Genomic DNA, 19,334 nt, shown 5'->3' on the forward strand with positions numbered 1-19,334 from the left:
GGCGGCGTCCCGTCAGCTGGCGGCCGCCGCCCGCGCAGTCTGGTTCACCGCGCTGACGTCCTGCTGACGCGTTGCTGTCGCCCCGCTGTCGGCGCCACCGTTCAGGTGGTCGGTCGGAACTCCTCGACCAGGTAGGCGCGGATCTCCTCGGCCTCGGGCGTGCCGACGGCTTCGTAGTGCTCCAGGGCGGCCTGGAAGTGCCGATACGCGTCGGACAGCTCGCCGCGACCCTGGTGAACGTGGCCCAGCCCGGCCTGCGCCCGCGCCTGCTGATAGCGCGCGCCGATGTCCTCCGCGATGGCGTGCGCGGCGGTGTAGTGCGCGAGCGCGGTCGAGAACTGGCCGCCGGCCCGCGCGGTGTCGCCGAGACTGTTGAGTACGTGCGCCTCGCCGTGCGGCTCTCCGATGTCGCGCAGGATCGCCAAGGCCTGCTGGTACTGCTCGGTCGCCTCGACCAGCTGACCGAGTTCGGCGTGCAGGATGCCGAGGGTGTCCAATGTGGACGCCTCGCCGTAGCGGTCACCGACCTGCCGGGACAGCGTCAGAGCCTGTCGAAGGTAGTCGACGGCCTGTTCGGGTCGACCCAGGTGCACCGAGACCTCGCCCAGAACGTTGAGCGCGTTGGCCTCGCCGACCCGGTCCCCGATCTGCCGGTAGATCTCCAGCGCCTGCCGGTAGAGGGCGACGGCCTGCGTGTGCCGCCCCAGCCGGGCCTGCACCATGCCCAGGGAGTTGAGCGCGTTGGCCTCGCCGAGGCTGTCCCCGGCCCGTTCGAACATCTCCAGCGCCAGCCGGTAGTGCTCGGTGGCCGCCTGGTAGGCGCCCCGGCGTTCCTCGATCAGGCCGAGCAGCCCGAGCACGCGCGCCTGGCCGGCCAGATCGCCGGCCTGACGGAAGAGCGTCAGCGCCTCGCCGTAGCGTTCGATGGCGGGGTCGAAGCCGCCGAGCTGCCGTTGCGCGGTGGCGAGGTTGGTCAGCGCGTGCGCGTACCCGACGGGGTCGCCGATGCGGCGGGCGGCGTCACACGCGTACGTGTGGACGGTGTGAGCGTCGCTGCGGTGCACACCGTCGAGGTAGTTGAACAGGACCCGCGAGAGCATGACGGTGTGGGTCGGCCAGCCGTGCGCCGCGGCGTGCGCGACGACCGAGACCAGGATCGGCCGTTCCGTGTTGAGCCATTCCAGAGCGGCGTCCGGGGAATCCAGCGGCGGCGCCGGGGTGGTCGGCGGCGGGACCGTCGGCCGGCGGTGCGCCTCGGCGGGATGCAGCAGGTCCATGGCCCTGGCCGAGACGGCGAGGTAGTGGTCCAACAGCCGTTCCGTCGCGGCTCTGCGCCGTTTGGGAGCGTCCTCGTCGCCGGCGCGCCCGACGGCGTACGCGCGCACGAGGTCGTGAAGGGTGTACCGGTCCGGTGCGCCGCGCTGGATCAGGTGGTTGTCGCACAGGTGGTCGATCGCCACCCGGGTCGTTTCCAGGTCGGTGTCGGCGACGGCCGCGGCGGCGTAGACGTCGAAGTCCTGGCCGGGATGCAGCGCCACGAGCCGCAGCAGCCGCTTTTCGGCCTCGGGCAGATCCCGGTAGGACAGGTGCAGCGCTAGTTCGACGCCGCTGTCGAGGCGCCGGTCGCGGTGGCACTCGTCGAGGCGTTCGGCGTGATCGCTCAGCGTCCAGTGCGGCGTGCTGCGGATCCGCCCGACGATGAGGCTCAGGGCCAGCGGCAGATAACCGCAGCGGAGTGCGATGCGCTCCACCGCGTCGGCGTCCGTACCCACGACGGCGTCCGGGACGGCCCGGTTCAGGAAGGACACCGCCTCGGAGGGGCTGAACACGTTGACGGTCAGCCGGGTCGCCGTGGGCAGTTCGGCCAGTTCCCGCCGGCTCGTGATGAGGGCCAGGCAGCCCGACACGGCGGGCACCAGCGGGCGAACCTGGTCGGCGTCGGCCGCGTCGTCGAGGACGACGAGGGTGCGGGTGCCGGTCAACTGTTCCTGGAACATGGCCGCGCGCGCCTCGAGTTCGTGCGGAATCTGCTGGCCGGGCACCCCGAGAACCCGCAGGAACCCCTCCAGCGCGGCGGACGGATCGGCGGGCGGCTGCGTCTCGTCGGAGTGGAAGCCGCGGAGGTTGACGAAGAGCACCCGGTCGTACACCTCGGCGCGCAGCAGCAGGTGGCCGGCGTGGACGGCGAGCTGGGTCTTGCCCACCCCGGCCATCCCCGCGAGCGCGGACACGACCACGGCAGAGGCGTCGCGGGCGAGCCGGTGCAGCCGGTCGAGTTCGAAGGCGCGGCCGGTGAAGTCGGCGACGTCCGGCGGCAGCGCGTCGAGCACCCGCACCTGCGACACCGCGTTGCGCCCCTCCCCGACGACGCGCAGCGCCTGCCGCCACTGGGCGAGGTACCCCTTGTCGGGGTGCAGCACCTCGACGATGGCGAGGAAGAGGTCGTGGTTGAGCCGCCGCCGCCCGGGGCGGAAGCAGTCGGCGACCGTGGTCCGCTTGGTGAGTTCGCTCGCCGGCCGACCCGCCGCGGTCCAGGCCGCGTTGATCCGGGTGGTGATCGTGCCGTAGGACGGATCGCCGGCCCAGAGCTTCAACAAGCGCAGCATCTCGATGAGATCGTCGAGCGTGCGGGCCTGTCCCGGATCGGCGGGGTCGGACGCCGGTCGTGGGGGTGTCCCGCTCATGTGTCCTCCACGATCCGGCCGGGTGGCGATCGGGTCCGCCGATATCGACGCGTCCGGAGTTGTCCGGGATCCGTCCGTCAGGCCGACCGATGCGCGACAGTCCTTCCTGAGTCGGCTCCAGGCTACCCAGGTCGGATCGACGCACGGCAACGAGTTCGGCGGAACTCATGGCGCAGCCCGTCACGGGGGCGTGGCTTCGTGAGGTGTGCCGGGCGGGTCCTCGCCCGGCGCGCTGGCCGTTCGGACCCGGACCGCCGGAACCGGGACGGCCTCGCGGCACGTACTCCCGGCGCCGAACGACGGGCAACATGAGGTCAGCCGCCTCAGGTCGGCGGCCCGCCGAGCACCACCGTCACCCGGGTACCGCCGGCGGGTCCGCGTTCGAACGTCAGCGTGCCGCCCGAGGCGGTCGCCGCCCGCCGGGCGATGTCCAGTCCCAGGCCGGAGGAGCCGGCGCCGCTGACCCCGCGCCGCGTGCCGTCGTCGCTCTGCGGACCCGGCCCGCTGTCCTCGATCACCAGCACCGCGCCGCCGCCGTCGACCGCTTCCAGCCGCACCGCGAACGGCGTGCCGTCGGGCGTGTGCGCGAAGACGTTGCCCAGCAGCGCGTCGACGCACGCGGCCAGGTCGGCGGCGCCGATTCCCACCGGCACCGGCCCCGGCGGCACCGACACCTCCATCGGCCGCTGCTGGTCGTCGGCGAGCACCGCCCAGAACCCGGTCCGGGTGCCGACCACGCGGGCCGCGTCGGCCGAGGTCTCCGCGGTGTCCGTCGCGGAGTCGCCGAGGCGCATGTTCTCGATCACCCGGGTCAACGCGTGGTCCAGCGTCACGATCTGGTGTTCGATGCGGGCCGCCTCGTCCGGGTCGCGCAGCGACGCCGCTTCCAGCCGCAGCGCCGTCAACGGCGTGCGCAGCCGGTGCGACAGGTCGGCGGCGTACTCCCGTTCGGCGTCCAGCAGGTGCTGGATGCGGTCGGCGAGATGGTGGAGCGACAGCGCGACGGCGTCGACCTCCGAGATGTGCGAGGCCGGGGCGCGCGCGTCGAGATCGCCGGCGGCCAGCCGGTGCGACAACCGCGCCAGTTGCCGGATCGGGCGGACCAGCGACACGGCGAGCCGGTCGGCGACGAGTACCCCGATGAGCAGCAGCCCCAGGCCGACCAGGGTCAGCAGCACGGCGACCCGGGTCGCACCGCGCGTCATCTCGGCGTCGGAGACGAACGAACGGATCACCGCCGTGCCGCCCGGCAGCCCCTGCACCGCGACCACGATCTCCCGGCCGGAGGCCGTCGCGACCGAGAAGCTCTCCCCGCGGGCCGCGAGCCGCACGGCCGGGCTCAGCGGTGCCGGTTCGCCGACGACGGTGCCGTCGGGCAGGAACACCGTCAGCGGGTGCGTCGTCGAGGCGTTCGCGCGAGCCATCCCCAGCCGCAGCGTCTCCGGATCGCTCGTGGCGACCAGCACGCTCAGCGACTGCGCCTCCTCCACCGCGCGGCTGACCGCCTGCATCTCGGTGACCCGCCGGACCACCAGCGCCAGCGGCACGATGAACGCCACCAGCACCAGCGTCATCGTCGCCGCGACCATGACCGCCAGGCGGTGCCTCACGGGGCCGCCAGCCGTACGCCGACCCGCCGCACGGTGTGCAGGTACCGCGGTTCCTGCGCGGTCTCGCCGAGCTTGCGGCGCAGCCACGACAGGTGCACGTCGACCGTCTTGTCCGCGCCCCGGTACGGCAGCTGCCACACCTCGGCCAGCAGGTCCCGCTTGCTGACCACCTCGCCCTGCCGCACGGCGAGGAAGTACAGCAGGTCGAACTCGCGCGGCGTCAGGTCCAGCGGGACGCCGTCGAGGGTGCTCTGCCGCGTGCGCGGGTCGATGCGCAGCCCGCCGACACTCACAGCGGCGTCGCGGTCGGGAACGGGGGCGCCGGTGCCGAAGCGGCGCAGCACGGCCCGGATCCGCGCGTCGATCTGGTCGGCGCCGTACGGCTTGACCACGTAGTCGTCGGCGCCTGCGTCGAGGGCCTGCACGATTTCGCGTTCGGCGCGGCGGGCCGTGACGACGATCACCGGCACTTGGCTGACCGCCCGCAGCATCCGCAGCATCTCCCGGCCGTCGGCGTCCGGCAGCCCCAGATCGAGCAGCAGAACGTCCGGTTTCTCCGACACCGCCTGCTTGAGTCCTTCCATCGCGGTCGCCGCGGACACCACGGTGTGTCCACGCTCCGTGAGCGCGCGCACCACTCCGGTACGGATGGTGGAGTCGTCCTCCACGATCAAGACCTTCGGCATAGCGCCACGTTAACCGTGCTTTATCCAATGGTCGGCCACGCTGTGGGTGTGATGAGAAAACACTGGGCGATCGGTGCCGGGCTGTGGTTGGCGGCGGCCGGGCTCACCACCGCCGCCGGCGTCGCCGCGATCAACACGGTCGGTGACAACATCGCCGGTTCACCCACCCGGCCGCTGAGCGAGGCCGACGTGGCCGGTCGCCTCAGTGTCGACGGCTCCCCCACCGCCTCCGCGCCGGCGGCCGACGGTGCGCCGTCGGCGGGCGCCACCTCGCCGACGCCGAGCGCGGCTGCCGCGGCACCGTCGACAGCGGCCGCGGTGCCGACCACGCGCACGGCCGCCTTCGCCGGCCCCGGCGGCACCGTCTTCGCCTCCTGCGCCGGCGACCTGGCGAGCCTGCTCAGCGCCACCCCGCAGCAGGGCTGGACGGCGACGACGATCGCCCGCGGGCCGGCGGCGGTCGTGTCGGTGCGCTTCGCCCGCTCCGACGGCGGCAACTCCCAATGGGGCGGCGCCCCGTCGTCGTTCCGCACCGACATCCGCTGCGTCAACGGCACGCCCGAGGGCACCGTCGACCGCGAGGACACCGGAGGCGGATACCCGAACGGGCCGCGCCGGTGACCGCCGCGCCGGCGGGGACGCACCGGCCCGTACCGGCGCCGGCCCGGCCCGCCGCGACCCCGGCGTGGTGGGCCGACGTGGTCGGGTTCGCCATCGGCGCCAGTGCGCTCGTCGTGACCACGCTGTGGGTGCGCAACGGCGGCGTGCAGGCGCTGCTGGCCGGCGGGCCGGCGCTGGCGGCGTCGGTCGGCCGGCTGACCGGGCTGCTCGCCGCCGACCTGATGCTCCTGCAGGTGCTGCTGATGGCGCGGGTGCCGATGGTGGAGCGGGCGTTCGGGCAGGACCGGCTGGTGCGCTGGCACCGCGTCGTGGGCTTCGTGTCGTTCAACCTGATGCTGGTGCACATCCAGTGGACCGTCTTCGGCGCGGTCGGTGTCTCCGGCGACGGCTTCGGTGCCGTGCTCTCCGGCATTGTGCTGACCTATCCGGGGCTGCTGCCGGCCGCCGCCGGTTCGGTGCTGCTCGTGGTCGTGGTCGTCGTCTCGGTGCGGGCCGCCCGGCGCCGCCTGCGCTACGAGTCGTGGCACCTCGTTCACCTGTACGCGTACGCCGGCGTCGGGCTGGCCCTGCCGCACCAGGTGTGGAACGGCCGCGACTTCACCGGTTCGCCGGCGGCGCGCGCCTACTGGTGGAGCCTGTACGCGCTGTGCGCCGGCGCGGTCGTCGTGTTCCGGTTGGGGGTGCCGCTGTGGCGCAATCTGTTGCACCGGCTGCGGGTGAGCGACGTCGTCGACGAAGGAGCCGGGATCACCTCGGTGTACCTGTCCGGGAAGCATCTGGAGCGGTTGCCGGTGCGCGCCGGCCAGTACTTCACGTGGCGTTTCCTCGACGGCAACGGCTGGACGTGGGGCAACCCGTTCTCCCTGTCGGCGACCCCGGACCGCGACCGGCTGCGCATCTCGGTCAAGAACGTCGGCGACGCCACCGCCCGCGTCGCCCGCCTGCGTCCCGGTACGCGGGTGCTGATCGAGGGGCCGTTCGGCAAGCTGACCGGCGAGAGCTACGACGGCGGGCCGGTGGTGCTGCTGGCCTGCGGCATCGGGATCACCCCGATGCTGTCGCTGCTCGGCGAACTGCCCTACGGCCCGGACGAGGCGACCCTGCTGTACCGGGTGCGCAACGAGGCCGAGGCCGTGTTCCGGGAGGAACTCGCGTGGTACGCCGCCCACCGCGGGGTCCGGGTCGTGTACCTCGTCGGCCCGCGCGCCGAGCGGCCGTCGTGGCTGCCGCGCGACCTGGCCGACGACGGCGACGTCACGGGGCTGACCCGGGTGGTGCCGGGCATCGCCGGCGCGCGGGTGTACGTCTGCGGCCCCGAGGCGTGGGCCGACCGGGTGGCCGCGGCCGCCGGGGTGGCGGGGGTGCCGGCCGAGTGCCTGCACACCGAGAAGTTCTCCTGGTGAGGGCGCGAAGGGATCGATGATGCGACGGTTCACCACGCTGCTGCTGTGTGCGGTGTCGGGCGCGGTGCTGACGGCGGGCTACCGGGCCAGCGGCGCCCCGGTGCAGGACCTGCGGCGGGCCACCGCGGCGGCGCAGGTCGCCCGCACGTTCGACGGGCGGGTCGCGCGGATCCCGTCGGGGACCATCCAGGTGGTCATCACCGTCGAGGACGGCTTCATCACCCTGGTGACGGTGCCGGTCTATCCGGACGCGACCGGGGTCAGCCAGCAGATCAACCAAGATGCGTTGCCGACCCTGATGCGGGCCACCCTCGAAACGCAGAGCGCCGACGTCGACACGGTCTCCGGCGCCACGGCCACGAGCGAGGGCTACCGCGAGTCGCTGCAGTCGGCGATCGACGAGGCGCGCCGGTGACCTGTCGTCACGGGTGCGGCGTGCGCGCCCCGGCGCCGGGGTCGCGCGGCCGGCGTCACCCCGACGGCTCCTCCCCGCCGCGGACCAGATCCCGGCCGTCCCGCTTCGCCCGGTACAGCGCGGCGTCGGCGGAGGCGATCAGCTCGTCGACACCCGCGCCCGTCGACGCGACGGCAGCGGCGACTCCGACGCTGACGGTGACGATCCCCGCCGTGCCGGCGGCGTGCGGCGCCGCCAGGTTCCGGACGGCGGCCCGGGCGCGCTCGCCGACCTTCAGCATCGTCGAGCCGCCGGTCTCCGGCACGATGATGGCGAACTCCTCCCCGCCGTAGCGGCACACCAGGTCGGTGGCGTCACGGGCGCTGCTCTGCAACGCCGACGCGACCTGCCGCAGGCACTCGTCACCGGCGAGGTGCCCGTAATGATCGTTGTAGCCCTTGAAGTGATCGACGTCGATCATCGCGATACCGAGCGGTCGCGCGGTACGGACCGTACGTCTCCACTCCGCGTGGAGCACCTCGTTGAAACGGCGCCGGTTCGCCAGCTTCGTCAGCGGATCGGTGATGCTCAAGGTCTCCAACTGCCGGTTGGCCTCCTCGAGCGACGCGGTACGCTCCGCGACCCGTTCCTCCAGCGAGCCGTACAGCAGGGCGTTGCGCAACGACACCGCCAGTTGACCGGCGATGAGCATGACCGCGTCCAGCCGTTCGACGGTGAACGCCCCGCTGCTCAGATCGTTGGCGAGGATCAGGACGGCCTGGACCGACCCCTGGTGGAGGATCGGAACCGCGAGGAGCGAGCACCGGTCGCGGCCGACGAGGTACGCGTCGCGGGCGAACCGGTCGTCGCGGGTCGCGTCCTCCACCACCACCGGCTCACCCACGCGTGTCGCGTATCTGAACGCGGTGATCGGCAGCAGGCCGGCGGCACCGGCCTCCTCGACCGGAACGGCCGCCCGCCCGCTGTCGTCCGTGCGCGGCAGGAACCACTCGTCCGTGTCGTCGTTGTGCAGCACGACCACCACGTCGGTGGCGCCGGTGAGGGCGGTCAGCTGTTGGACCACCTCGGTGCGCAGCCGGTCGAGGTCGGTCTCGGAACTCAGCGCCTGGGAGGCGCGCAGGATCGCCAGCATGTCGACCGTCTCCGCGCGGACGGTACCGCTGCGCCGATGACCGCTCGACGACTCCACCGGATCGACGAACGGTTCGGCTCCCAGGTGCGGATGGGCACGTTCCAATTGCTGAACCTTGGCGGTTGCGCCCCACGCCCGGTAGTGCCGCCGCGCCTCGGCCAGCAGCCGGCGTCCGGCCCGCTCCAGTCCGTGCGCCAGCTGGAATTCGCCGGCACGTTCGACGGCCAGGGCCAGATGCCAGGGACGCTTGCGCCGTTCGATCTCGCGGACGGCCGTGTCGAACGCGTGCGCGGCCGCGCGGAAGTCGTCCACCGCCCAGGCACGTTCGGCGTCGACCAGCCACAGCAGGTGCCGGAAGTTGTCGGGGGCGTCCACGGCACGCTGCGCGAGCCAGTCCCGGGACTCGTCGAACTCCGCGAGCAGGGCCGTCCGCTCGGGCGGTGGCGCCTGCCGGATCTCCTCGGCCAGCGCGAGGGCCCGCAGCAGGCGCGCCAGCGCGACCGGATAGCCGGGAACGAACCGCAGCATCGGCATCGCCTGCGCCGTGTGCGCGCTCAGCGCCGACTGGTCGCCCAACAGGGCCGCCGCGAGGGCGCGGTAGATCCGGTAGGTCCCGGCCGCGAGCGGGTTCGCCGCCACGGCGGCGAGGTGCAGGTTCTCGTCGAACGGCGCGTCGCCGAAGGCATCCGTGGCCGTGCTCTCGCCGCACAGCGCGCCGATCAGTCGGCGGTGCGCGAGCACGTACTGCCGCACATGTTCGCTGCCGATGCGCACCGCGAACATCGCGGAAGATCGGATCTCGGCGGCGTAGGCACCGAGCGACTCGGCGCATTCGAGCACCGCGGGTAGGGAGGTGTGGCAGGTGTGGCTCGCCAGCTGCAGTTCGCCGCCCCGGACCAGCCCCTCGTGGGCGGAGCGCGCCTGGTCGATGCAGCGTTCGATCGGTTCGTTCCAGGTCATGTGGATGAGGGTGTGCCGGTGGCGCAGGATCGATGTCTCGGGTTCGTATCCTCTGGCCTCGCCGACCGCCAACATGTGACGCCCCACCATGTGCCCGAGCCGGTAGTCGCCGCGGACCTGCACGGCCACCGCGCCGATGCCGCTCAGGTTGGCCACCAGCCCGGCGGAAGGGCCGTACTCGGCCCAGATCCGCTGGCTCTCCGACACTGTCCACGCGACGGTCTGCCGGTCGCCGAGGAAGAACGCCGTCGGCATCAACCGGTTGAAGAGCCTGACGACGGCCAGTATCCGAAGGTTGTCGATCTCCGGCCGCTGGATGTCCTCGGCCAGGTCCAGGTGCGCGGCCCAGCGGGCCAGTTCGTCGAGGCGGGCGGGAATCTCGGCGCCGAAGCTCTCGTCCGGCGCGGTGAACCCGAGCCGGCGAAGCAGTTCCAGGCTCAGGTCCGCTGCCTCGCGGTGCCGGCCGCGTTGGCTCAAGCTGCTGACCTGAACGCACGCCGCCGGCGCCAACCGGACCGCGTCGGGGCAACGGCGTTCGACCGAGGTGTAGGTCACGTCGGCCTCGTCGAGGCGACCGAGGCTGTAGAGACCGGCATGCCGTTCGATCTCCAGTTCCACGGTCTCCGGGTCGTCGCCGTGACCCAGCCCGTCGCGGATCGCGATCGCCGCGGCCAGGAAGCGCTCCGCGGCACCGTGGTTACTCGTCCGCGTCGCGTTCATGGCGGCGACCCGGAACAGGTCGGCGGCGCGGCGGCGCTCCTCGGCCGCGGTTACCCCCTCCATGGCCGGCAGGTACTGCACAGCCGCTTCCACGCTGTACTCGGTCGACGCCAGCCGGCGCGCCATGGCCAACCGCAGCGCCAGCCGATCCGGGGTGTCGAGCATGTCGTGGACGGCCTGCTGCACCCGGTCGTGCCGGAACCGCACCGCGTCCCGTCCCCCGTCGCCGTCGCGCCCGGCGTCCCGGTCCATCACGAGCAGCCCGTCCTCCAGCGGCGGAGCGAGCCGTTCGCGCAGCACCGCATCCGACACGCCCGCGGCGACGGCGAGCAGGCCGACCCGCACCTCGCCGCCGATGCACGCCATCGTCTGCAGCGACGCGCGCGACGCCGCCGGCAGCCGCGCAATGCGGTCCCGGAGCAGGTCGACGACGTCGCCGCGACCGACATAGTGCCGGATCGACTCGCTGTCCCAGGACCAGCCCGCCTCGCCCAGCACCAGCACGCCGTCGCGGCGTAGCGCATTGATCATCTCTACCGTGTCGTACGGGTTGCCGCCGGTCCACTCCGTTACGCGGGCGGCCAGGTCGAGCGCCCGGTCGAGCGGCAGCCGAAGCATCTCGGCCAGCAGGTGGCCCAGTTCGGCCGAGGGCAGGTTCTCCAGGTGCAGCAGCGGGGGCGCGACGCCGAGCCGGTCCCAGCGCGACAGCATGGCCGACAGCGGATGCGTGAGGTCCACCTCCTTCGCCCGGTACGCCCCCACCAAAAGCAGTCCGGACGGGCCGCCGCCCGTGAGCACCGCGTCGAGCAGGCCGAGCGCGGCCGGATCCGCCCACTGAAGGTCGTCTATGACCATGACCACCGGGTGGTCGGTCGACACGACGGCGTCGAGGATGTCCAGCATGGCCTGCCGCAGCCGGACCTCCACGTCGGTGACGCCGATCGTCGGGGTCTCCGGCGTCAGGCGAAGTGCCCTCGCGAACTCCGGCAGGACGGCGGCGACCAGATCGGCGTTCGTGCCGAGGACCCGGCTGATCCGTTCGCGCTGTGCCACCAGTCGCGTCTCCGCCTCGGCGAGCAGCAACCGGCCGAGCCCACGCATGGCCTGCACGACGGCACCCCCGGCCGCCTCGGGCCGGTACTGGTCGAACTTGCCCGCGACGAACCAGCCGTGGCGCGCGGCCACGGTCGGCCGCAAGCCGTTGATCAATGCCGACTTGCCGACACCCGGCGCGCCGGCCACGAGTGCGACGCGGGTCCTGCCGGTGAGCGCATCCTCGAACAGATCGCGCAGCGCGTCGATCTCCCGACCACGGCCGATCAGCCGCGACGGTGCGGCCAATCGCGGCGGGAAGTCCCGCTCCCCCAGCGCGAACCGGCCGGCCCGTGGGTCGAGCAGGCGGCGAAGGTCGTGGACGAGGCCGTCGGCGCTCTGGTAGCGACGGTCGGGCTCCTTCTCCAGCAGGCGCGCGACGATGTCCGACAGCGGCTGCGGAACGTTCCCGTCCAGTTCGGCCAGCGGCGTGGGCACACGCACGAGAATGTCGTGGACCATCTGGAGTTCGTCGCCGCGCTCGAACGGCGCGCGTGCCGCGACCAACTCGTACAGCACGGCTCCCAACGCGTACAGATCGGCGCGTTGATCCACCGGCATACCGGTGCGGCCGGTCTGCTCGGGGGCCAGGTAGGGCAGCGTGCCGACGATGTCCCGGTGGTGCGTGAACTGCGGCCGTTCCTCGGCGAAGGTCGACGCGAGGTCGAAGTCGATGATCACCGGGCGGTGATCCCGCGCCACGAGCAGGATGTTCGACGGGCTGAGGTCCTTGTGGACCACCCCGCGCCGGTGGATGGCCGCGACGATCGAGGCCAGTTCGACGGCGAGCCGCGCGACCTCCGGGATCGCCGGCGGCCGGGTGCACAGCGTCTCCGCGACCGGTAAACCGCCCTCATCCTCCAGCACCAGCATGCTGTGATGCGTGCGGGTGGCGAGCCGGGAGACACCGGCGACACCCGCCAATCGCCGCAGGATGTGCGCCTCGTGCAGCATCCGCGCCAGCGAACCCGGCCCGAGCGGCTGCTTGCAGATGACGCTTTCCCCGTCGGACAGCCGCACCCGACGCACTCTCGTGTCGCCGTCCTCGTAGATCAGCACGCCACCGTCGTCGTCCACCGTCAGCGCCATCCGAACGTCGCCGTCTCGTTCCGGACCCCTCGGTCCCGTGAACGCCGTCGAGGCGCTCGGGCCGTGTCCCGGTCGACCCCATGATGGTCGAGTGTGCCCGTCGGGGGGACGGTTGCACCCGGTCCGCAACCAAGAGGCCCCACGCAGGAGATGCGCGGAACATCGTCGTTACGCTGCGCGCGTGAACGAGGATGCGTGGCGTGGGATTCGTGATCGCGTACTCCGCCTGGCCGGTGCTGCGAGCGAGGATCAGGTGTTCGCGAGCGGTGCTCACGGCTTCGCCTTGGAGTCTCCCATGACAGAGGACGAGATCGCGGGCGTGGAGAGCGCCCTGCAGGTTCGGTTACCGGAGGAGTACCGCAGCTTCCTGCGGCAGGTGGGTGCGGGTGGCGCGGGCCCGGCCTATGGGGTGTTCCCGCTGCGTCAGGTGCCTGAAGGCTGGGAGTGGGCGGCTGATGAGACCCACCGTACCGATCCGGACCGGCTACGCGAACCGTTCACGCCGCATCATGTCAACGGCAGGCTCATCGATCCTCTTGAACTTCGCATGCCTTATCAGTACGACTTCGAGTACCGCGACGACTATGAGGCGCAGCGCCGGCGATGGCACGAGACGCTCTGGCATCCCGACCGCACCGCGGGCGCTGTCTGCTTGTGCGACGAGGGCTGTCTGCGCCGCTACTGGTTGGTGGTCACCGGTGACGAGCGCGGCATGATCTGGCGGGACCACCGGGTCGACGGTGTGGACCTGGCGCCGCTGTTCGACCCGTACGGCAAGCGGCTCACGTTCGGCCGCTGGTATCTGAACTGGCTCGTTGACGCGGAAACACAAGCGCAGCGGTGATCCGGCGGTCAGTCGCGCGAGTCGGCGAGGACGGTGGGCATGGTGGGCGTCGGTGCCGGCAGGATCGTCTCCCGCAGCCCGATCCGTGCGTGCAGCCACGCGAGCGGGCGGGGCGCCCACCAGTTCCGCCGGCCGAGCAGCACCATCGTTGCCGGCACGAGGAGGCAACGCACCACCGTCGCGTCGATCAGCACGGCGACGGCCAGGCCCAGGCCGACCTGTTCGATCTCGCCCATCTCCGCGGTGGCGAAACAGCTGAACACGACGAGCATCAGCAGCGCCGCGGAGGTGATGATGCGTCCGGTGTGCTGCAGTCCCAGCCGGACGGCGGTGTGGCTGTCATGCCCGGCGTCGACGTATTCCTTGACCCTGCTGAGCAGGAACAGTTCGTAGTCCATCGACAGGCCGAAGGCGAACGCGAACACGACGATTACGATGAACGGCGACAGTCCGCCGACGGTGAGTGTGTGCAGCACATTTGCGCCGTGCCCGCGTTCGAAGACGAGCACCAGGACTCCGAGGGTTGCCCCGAGCGAGACCACGTTGGCCAGTACCGCTTTGACCGGCACCACCACCGATCCGGTCATGAGGAAGATGAGGACCAGCATCGCGAAGAGGGTCACGCCCAGCGCGGCGGGCAGCCCGGCGCGCATGGTGTCCAGAACGTCGACCAGGACGGCCGCGTCGCCGCCGATCCAGGAGGGCCCGTTCGGCGGCCGGTCGGTCCGGATCCGGTCGACGAGGGCGCGGGCGGCCGCATCCTGCGCCGTGCCGCGCAGTGCCAGTTCCACGACGGCGACGTTGTCCACCGGGCGGGCCGGGCGGACCTCGGCCACCGCCGGGTCGCCGCGCCAGCGCGCGGCCCACTCGGTCAGTTCCGCCGGGTCGATGTCGGCCACCACGATCACCGTCGGCGTGGAGTGGGCGGCGAACCGGTTCGACTCCGCCCGCGCCACCTGGACCGGTTCGAGCCGGGACGGCAGTACTTCCAGGTCGGGCAGCACCGGCGTGGCCGACAGCAACGGCAGCCCGGCGGCGAGCAGTCCGGCGACCGTCAGCAGCGCCACCGGCGCGGCGAAGCGCTGCACGATCCTGGCGAGGCCGGCGAAAAACCCGCCGTCTCCCTCGGAGCGCAGCGAGTGCTGCGGCCGGCGCTGTTTCGCCGGGCGGATCCGCGAACGGGCCAGGCCCAGCAGCGCGGCGGTGAGGGTGAGCGCCACCAGCATGGCGACCAGCGCGATCGACACGCCGGCGGCGCCCATCGCGTTCAGTTCCGAAAGGTCGAACAGCAGCAGCCCGGACAGGGCCACGGCCACCGTGAGCGCGCTGAACACGATCGTGCGTCCAGCGGTCGCCCAGGCCCGACCGAGCGCCACCTCCGGCGTGAAGCCGTGACCGAGTTCCTCCCGGTAACGCGCGACCAGCAGCAGACCGTAATCGATGGACAGCCCGAGTCCCAGCAGCGTCACGACCGTGACCGTGTTGCTGTCCAGGTCGGTCACGTAGGAGAAAGCGAGCAGGACCGGCATCGCGGCGAGCACCGAGGCGATCGCGGCGAGCACCGGCAGTCCGGCGGCTATCAGCCCGCCGAAGACGAAGACCAGCACCAGGAGCGTCAGCGGCAGGGACAGCAGTTCCGAGCGTTGGAGATCCTGCTCGGACAGGTCTCCGGCCTGCTCGTCACGGAGGTCGCTGCCACCGAGGCGGACCACCGCGTCCGGCTGGCCGGTCGCGCGCAGTTCACCGGCCAGGGCGCGCAGCCGGCTGCCCGCCGCGCTCATCGCGGCTTCCTCGGTGTCGTCGCTGCCCGGCGCGAGGCGCACGGTGACCAGCAGGGCCCGGCCGTCGTCGGCGATCAGGTTGCCCCGTTCCGGCGTCGTGTAGGGGAAGTCGACGCCGCGCACGTCGGGTCGGGCCGCAAGCTCCGCGGCGGCGGCCGTAACCTGCCGGCGGACGGCCTCGTCCCTCGGGTCCACCCCGTCGACGAGCGCGGTCAACTCGCCCTCGTCGACCACGCCGAGCTGCCGGTACGCCTCGATCGACTCGAATCCGGCCGCGTCGTTCTCCGCCACCAGCCGGTCGAAGACCGGACCGGCCGCGAACCCGCCGCCGACGAGCACTCCGAGCGACAGCATCGCGACGATGAACCGGTGGCGGAAACACCACCGGCCCACCGTTGCGATCAGGCCTTCGGGCATCGACCCTCCCGATGTCAACGCGTTACGGAACCGAGGCCGGCGGCCAGGTCGAGGCCGAGCATCGTCAGCATCGCCTCCCGGGCGTTCTGCGTGAAGAAATGTCCGCCGGGGAACGTCCGTTGCCGGAATTCGGCGGCGGTCTGCGACGACCACGCCGACAGTTCCGTGGCGTCGACCTTCGGGTCGTCGGCGCCGCCGTAGGCGCTCAACCGCACCGGCAACGGCGGCTCCGCGACGTACCGGTACGTCTCGTTCAGCTCCAGGTCGGCCCGCACCAGGGGAAGCGCGACGGCGAGCAGTTCGGGCGCGGCGCGCAGCGCGTCGGGAATGCCCCCGAGCGCGTGGAGCCGCTTCAGCAGGACGTCGTCGGGCAGGTCGTGCAGCGTCGGCCGCGGGTCGACCAGGTGCGGGGCGATCCGGCCGGAGACGACGAGGTGCGCCGGCGGCGGCGCGCCCTCCCGGCGCAGCGCCCGGGCCAGTTCGAACGCCACGATCGCGCCCATGCTGTGCCCGTACAGCGCGTACGGCCGGTCCAGGTACGGTTCGAGCACCGCGCGCACCCGCGGCACGAGAAGGTCGACCCGGCGAAACGGTTCCTCCCGGAAGCGGTCCTCCCTGCCCGGCAGCTGGACCGGGCACGACTCGATCCCGACGCGGGCCAGGGGCGCCGTCCACGGCCGGAAAAGGGCGGCACCGCCACCCGCGTGCGGGAAGCAGAACAGCGACAGCGGTGCCGCCCGGCTCGGCACCACCGGCAACCAACGTCCGGCGTTCATCCGGCGACCCCCGTGGCGGTGGGCACGGCGCGGGCGCCGACCTCTTCCCCGACGATTTCGCGCAGTCGGCGCACCATCACCACGATCGAGCCGGCGAGCAGCGGCAGCACCACCGGCGCGTCCACCGCGACCCGCACCGCCAGGAACCCGTCGGTGTGCCAGAGCGCCAGGGCCCAGAGGCAGACAACGGCGCGCGCGGTGAAGTAGGTGCCCCACACCACGGTCAGCCACAGGGTGAGCCGCCGGACGCGAGGCAGTTCGTAGACCGCGTCGGGGAGCACCACCATCTCGCTGGCGAGCACCCGACCCAACGGCCGCCGGGTCGCGCACGAGGCGTAGCAGCTCAATCCCTGGACCAGGTCCATCAGCACCGCCGGCAGGAAGAACAGGGCAGCGCTGTGGAACACGATCCCGATCACCACGCTCAGCGTCAGCTCGCCGAGCGAGATCCAGGCCAGCAGGCCCGGCCGGGACTTACGCCGTTCCCACAAAAAGAGGCCGAGGGACAGCGACGCCGCGGCGGCGATACCACCGACCAGGCCGCCCAGGGCGCGGCCGGCGAGGAACGCCATCGGCGGACCGAGACCGTTGAGCAGGATGCGCGGCACGCCGCCGACCAGCACTCGGCGGGCGTCCAGTCCGTCGAGCAGCTTGGCGGCGACCGCGAGGTCGGTCACGACCGGGCCCCGTACTCCACGGTCAGGTATGCCGGCGGTTCCGGCACGCGGTCGAGGTCGGCCCGCAGCACCACGCTCTGACCTTCCCGGCGCACCTCCCGGAATCCGGCGAAGCGGTAGGTGATGAGCATCAGCCGGTTGCGGCCGGTTTCCACGAGATCCGCCTCCAGCTGCCGGCCGGCGTCGCGGGCCAGTCCCAGGATGTGTCCGAGCAGGACGTTTCCGACTCCGCGCGACATCACCCGGCAGGACATCAGCAGCAGCTTCAGCCGCCAGGCCTCCCCCGCGGTCTCCACCAGCGCCAGGCCGATCTTGCCGTAGCCGCCGAACCGGTCGGTCAGACCGGCGACGAGCAACAGGTGATCCGGCGAGGTGCGGTACCGGTCGAGATCCGCGTAGGAGTAGGTGACGCCGGTGGAGTTGAGCTGGTTGGTGCGCACGGTCAGTTCCTCGGCGCGGCGCAGGTCCTCCTCGGCGGCCGGGGCGATGGTCATCCGCATGTCCAATGTGGACAGGAACGCCTCGTTGGCGCCGTCGTACTCCTCTTCGGCCCGGTCGCGTTCGATCGCGCTGCGGTACATCTCGCGACGCAGCCGGGACTCGTCGGTGATGAACCGGGGCGTGAACTCCGGGGTCGCCAACCGGGCCCCGATCTCGGCGTCCGGCACGCACAGCACCTGCGGCAGCGCGAAGCCCACCTCGGCCAGTTCGAACGGCTGGTCGTCGACGAAGGCGATCGTGTCGAGGCCGATGTTCACCAGCTTCGCGACCGCGGAGATCGAGTGCGACTTGTCGTTCCAGGAGATCTGCGGGTAGATGAAGTAGTCGGCGACGCCGAAGTCGGCCAGCTGGCGCATCGCGACGTCGTGGTCGTTGCGGCTGGCGATCGAGTTGAGGATGCCGCGCTCGTCGAGACGGCGCACCACCTCGACCATCTCCGGACGCAGCCGCACCCGCTCGTCCTCCAGCAGGATGCCGTCCCAGAGGGTGTTGTCGAGGTCCCACACCACGCACTTGATCCGGCCCTGGGCGCTCATCGCGCACCGCCCGAGGCGTTCGCCGCGGGGACCCGCCGGTAGGCGTGTTCGGCGATGGTGACCTGCTGGATCTGCGTACTGCCTTCGATGATCTCCATGACCTTCGCGTCCCGGAAGTAGCGGTTGACCGGATGTCCGTCGGCGCAGCCGAGTGCCCCGTGCAGTTGCACGGCGTCGGTCGCCGCGCGCATCGCCGCCGTCGAGGCGTGATACTTGGCGACCCAGGTCGCGTTGATGGTCTCGGGGTCGCCGGCGTCCTTGAGCCGGGCCGCCCGGCTGACCAGTTCCCGGGCCGCGTAGAGGTCGGTGAGCATGTCGCTGACCTTCGCCCGGACCAGTTGGTGGTCGCGCAACAGGCCGCCGCCCTGAACCCGGCCGGCGGTGTGCGCCACCGTGGCGTCCAGGCAGGCGTCGATGATGCCGCAGCTGCCGGCCGCCACGCTGAGCCGGCCGAGGTCCAGCGCGCCGGTGGCGACCAGCATCCCGGCACCGGCCGCACCGACCAGGGCGGTGCCGGGCACCCGGCAACCGGTGAGGCGCACCTCGGCGAGCATGCTCGCGCGGGTGCCGAGCACGTTACTGATCGGGCTGCGGCTCACCCCCGGGTTCCGCGCGTCGACGAGGAACGCCGCCGGCCCGCGCGGCGTGCGGGCGAAGACCAGGAAGAGGTCCGCGACCTGCCCGCCGGTGATCCACCGCTTGACGCCGTCGAGCACGAAGTCGGACCCGTCGGGGGTGGCCGTCGTGGCCACCATCGTGGCGTCGCTGCCGGCCTGCGGTTCGGTGAGGCAGAACGCCATCCGCGCCGCGCCGGTGACGACGTCCGGCAGCCACTGTTCCCGGGCCGCGGCGCTGCCCCAGCGGTACAGCGCGTAGGCGCCCATCGTGTGCACCGTCAGCAGGCTGCGCAGCGACGAGCAGCCGCGGCCGATCTCCTCGTGCAGTGCGGCCAGGGTGCGCATGTCGAACCCGGTGCCACCGGCCGAGGCCGGCACCACCGCACCCCACCATCCGTGTGCGCCGACCGCCTTGTAAACGTCGTCGGGAATCCGTTCGTCGCGCTCGAACTCGTCGGCCCGCGGCGCCACGGTCTCGTCGACGAACGCGCGGAACGCCGAGCGTTCCGGCGTCATCCGGTGCCGCCCGCCACCGTGGCCGACTGGCGCGCCACCAGTGCGGCGATCGCCTCCACGCTGCGGAAGTTCGCCATCTCCAGTTCCTCGTTGGGGACCTGGAAGCCGAAGGTGTTCTCCACGAAGATCACCAGCTCCATGGCGAAGAGGGAGGTCGCCACGCCGATCGCGAAGATGTCGTCGGTGTCCGAGATGGACACCGAAGGAAACCGGCCGCAGATGAACTGCCTGATCGTCGCCCGCGTATCGTCTGACAT

The 19,334-nt window shown here is 72.1% G+C and carries 14 protein-coding genes; 4 read left to right on the plus strand and 10 right to left on the minus strand.

Going from position 1 to position 19,334, the window contains the following annotated elements; all coding sequences use genetic code 11:
* Positions 1-101 precede the first annotated feature (101 nt).
* The 3 genes from Val02_RS28230 to Val02_RS28240 form a co-directional block, all read right to left on the minus strand.
* The gene (locus Val02_RS28230; RefSeq protein ID WP_203902265.1) at positions 102-2,684 is read right to left on the minus strand and encodes a tetratricopeptide repeat protein; all 2,583 of its coding nucleotides are present in this window, start codon (positions 2,682-2,684) and stop codon (positions 102-104) included.
* A 323-nt stretch (positions 2,685-3,007) separates the two neighbouring features.
* Positions 3,008-4,294, minus strand: a complete 1,287-nt coding sequence (locus tag Val02_RS28235; RefSeq protein ID WP_203902266.1) for a sensor histidine kinase — start codon at positions 4,292-4,294, stop codon at positions 3,008-3,010.
* Entirely contained in the window at positions 4,291-4,980 is a 690-nt protein-coding gene (locus tag Val02_RS28240) for a response regulator transcription factor (RefSeq protein ID WP_203902267.1), read from the minus strand. The genes Val02_RS28235 and Val02_RS28240 overlap by 4 nt, the downstream gene beginning before the upstream one ends.
* A 51-nt stretch (positions 4,981-5,031) precedes the next feature.
* Here Val02_RS28240 and Val02_RS28245 point away from each other — a divergent pair, with 51 nt between their 5' ends.
* The 3 genes from Val02_RS28245 to Val02_RS28255 are packed head-to-tail and all read left to right on the plus strand — an operon-like array spanning position 5,032 to position 7,419.
* Positions 5,032-5,601 carry a hypothetical protein gene (locus tag Val02_RS28245; RefSeq protein WP_203902268.1) on the plus strand — a complete coding sequence of 190 codons (570 nt, stop codon included), beginning with the start codon at positions 5,032-5,034 and terminating at the stop codon, positions 5,599-5,601.
* Positions 5,598-7,004, plus strand: a complete 1,407-nt coding sequence (locus tag Val02_RS28250) for a ferredoxin reductase family protein (protein WP_239153392.1) — start codon at positions 5,598-5,600, stop codon at positions 7,002-7,004. The genes Val02_RS28245 and Val02_RS28250 overlap by 4 nt, the downstream gene beginning before the upstream one ends.
* Positions 7,005-7,020: 16 nt before the next feature.
* Positions 7,021-7,419 carry an FMN-binding protein gene (locus Val02_RS28255; RefSeq protein WP_239153393.1) on the plus strand — a complete coding sequence of 133 codons (399 nt, stop codon included), beginning with the start codon at positions 7,021-7,023 and terminating at the stop codon, positions 7,417-7,419.
* A 55-nt stretch (positions 7,420-7,474) separates the two neighbouring features.
* Here the strand turns inward: Val02_RS28255 and Val02_RS28260 are convergent, their stop codons facing one another.
* Positions 7,475-12,412, minus strand: coding sequence for a diguanylate cyclase (locus Val02_RS28260; RefSeq protein WP_203902270.1), 4,938 nt, complete (start codon positions 12,410-12,412; stop codon positions 7,475-7,477).
* A 181-nt stretch (positions 12,413-12,593) separates the two neighbouring features.
* On the opposite strand from Val02_RS28260, the gene Val02_RS28265 reads away from it, so the two are divergent.
* Entirely contained in the window at positions 12,594-13,256 is a 663-nt protein-coding gene (locus Val02_RS28265; RefSeq protein WP_203902271.1) for an SMI1/KNR4 family protein, read from the plus strand.
* 8 nt (positions 13,257-13,264) lie between these two features.
* On the opposite strand, the gene Val02_RS28270 is transcribed toward Val02_RS28265, so the two are convergent.
* From Val02_RS28270 to Val02_RS28295, 6 genes are read right to left on the minus strand one after another with little or no spacing between them, the layout of a single operon-like run.
* Positions 13,265-15,454: an MMPL family transporter gene (locus tag Val02_RS28270; RefSeq protein ID WP_239153394.1), complete on the minus strand. Its 2,190-nt coding sequence runs from the start codon at positions 15,452-15,454 to the stop codon at positions 13,265-13,267.
* Positions 15,455-15,468: 14 nt separating this feature from the next.
* A complete protein-coding gene (locus Val02_RS28275; protein WP_203902272.1) occupies positions 15,469-16,230 on the minus strand; it encodes a thioesterase II family protein in 762 nt (253 codons plus the stop codon).
* Complete coding sequence (locus Val02_RS28280; protein WP_203902273.1) at positions 16,227-16,907, minus strand: DUF3159 domain-containing protein; 681 nt, start codon at positions 16,905-16,907, stop codon at positions 16,227-16,229. Before Val02_RS28280 ends, Val02_RS28275 begins: the two co-directional genes overlap by 4 nt.
* On the minus strand, positions 16,904-17,944 hold the full coding sequence (locus Val02_RS28285) for an HAD-IIIC family phosphatase (protein ID WP_203902274.1): 1,041 nt from the start codon (positions 17,942-17,944) through the stop codon (positions 16,904-16,906). Before Val02_RS28285 ends, Val02_RS28280 begins: the two co-directional genes overlap by 4 nt.
* A complete protein-coding gene (locus Val02_RS28290) occupies positions 17,941-19,077 on the minus strand; it encodes an acyl-CoA dehydrogenase family protein (protein WP_203902275.1) in 1,137 nt (378 codons plus the stop codon). The genes Val02_RS28285 and Val02_RS28290 overlap by 4 nt, the downstream gene beginning before the upstream one ends.
* On the minus strand, positions 19,074-19,334 hold the full coding sequence (locus Val02_RS28295) for an acyl carrier protein (protein ID WP_203902276.1): 261 nt from the start codon (positions 19,332-19,334) through the stop codon (positions 19,074-19,076). Before Val02_RS28295 ends, Val02_RS28290 begins: the two co-directional genes overlap by 4 nt.

The organism is Virgisporangium aliadipatigenens (assembly GCF_016863615.1).
Taxonomy (GTDB): Bacteria; Actinomycetota; Actinomycetes; order Mycobacteriales; family Micromonosporaceae; genus Virgisporangium; species Virgisporangium aliadipatigenens.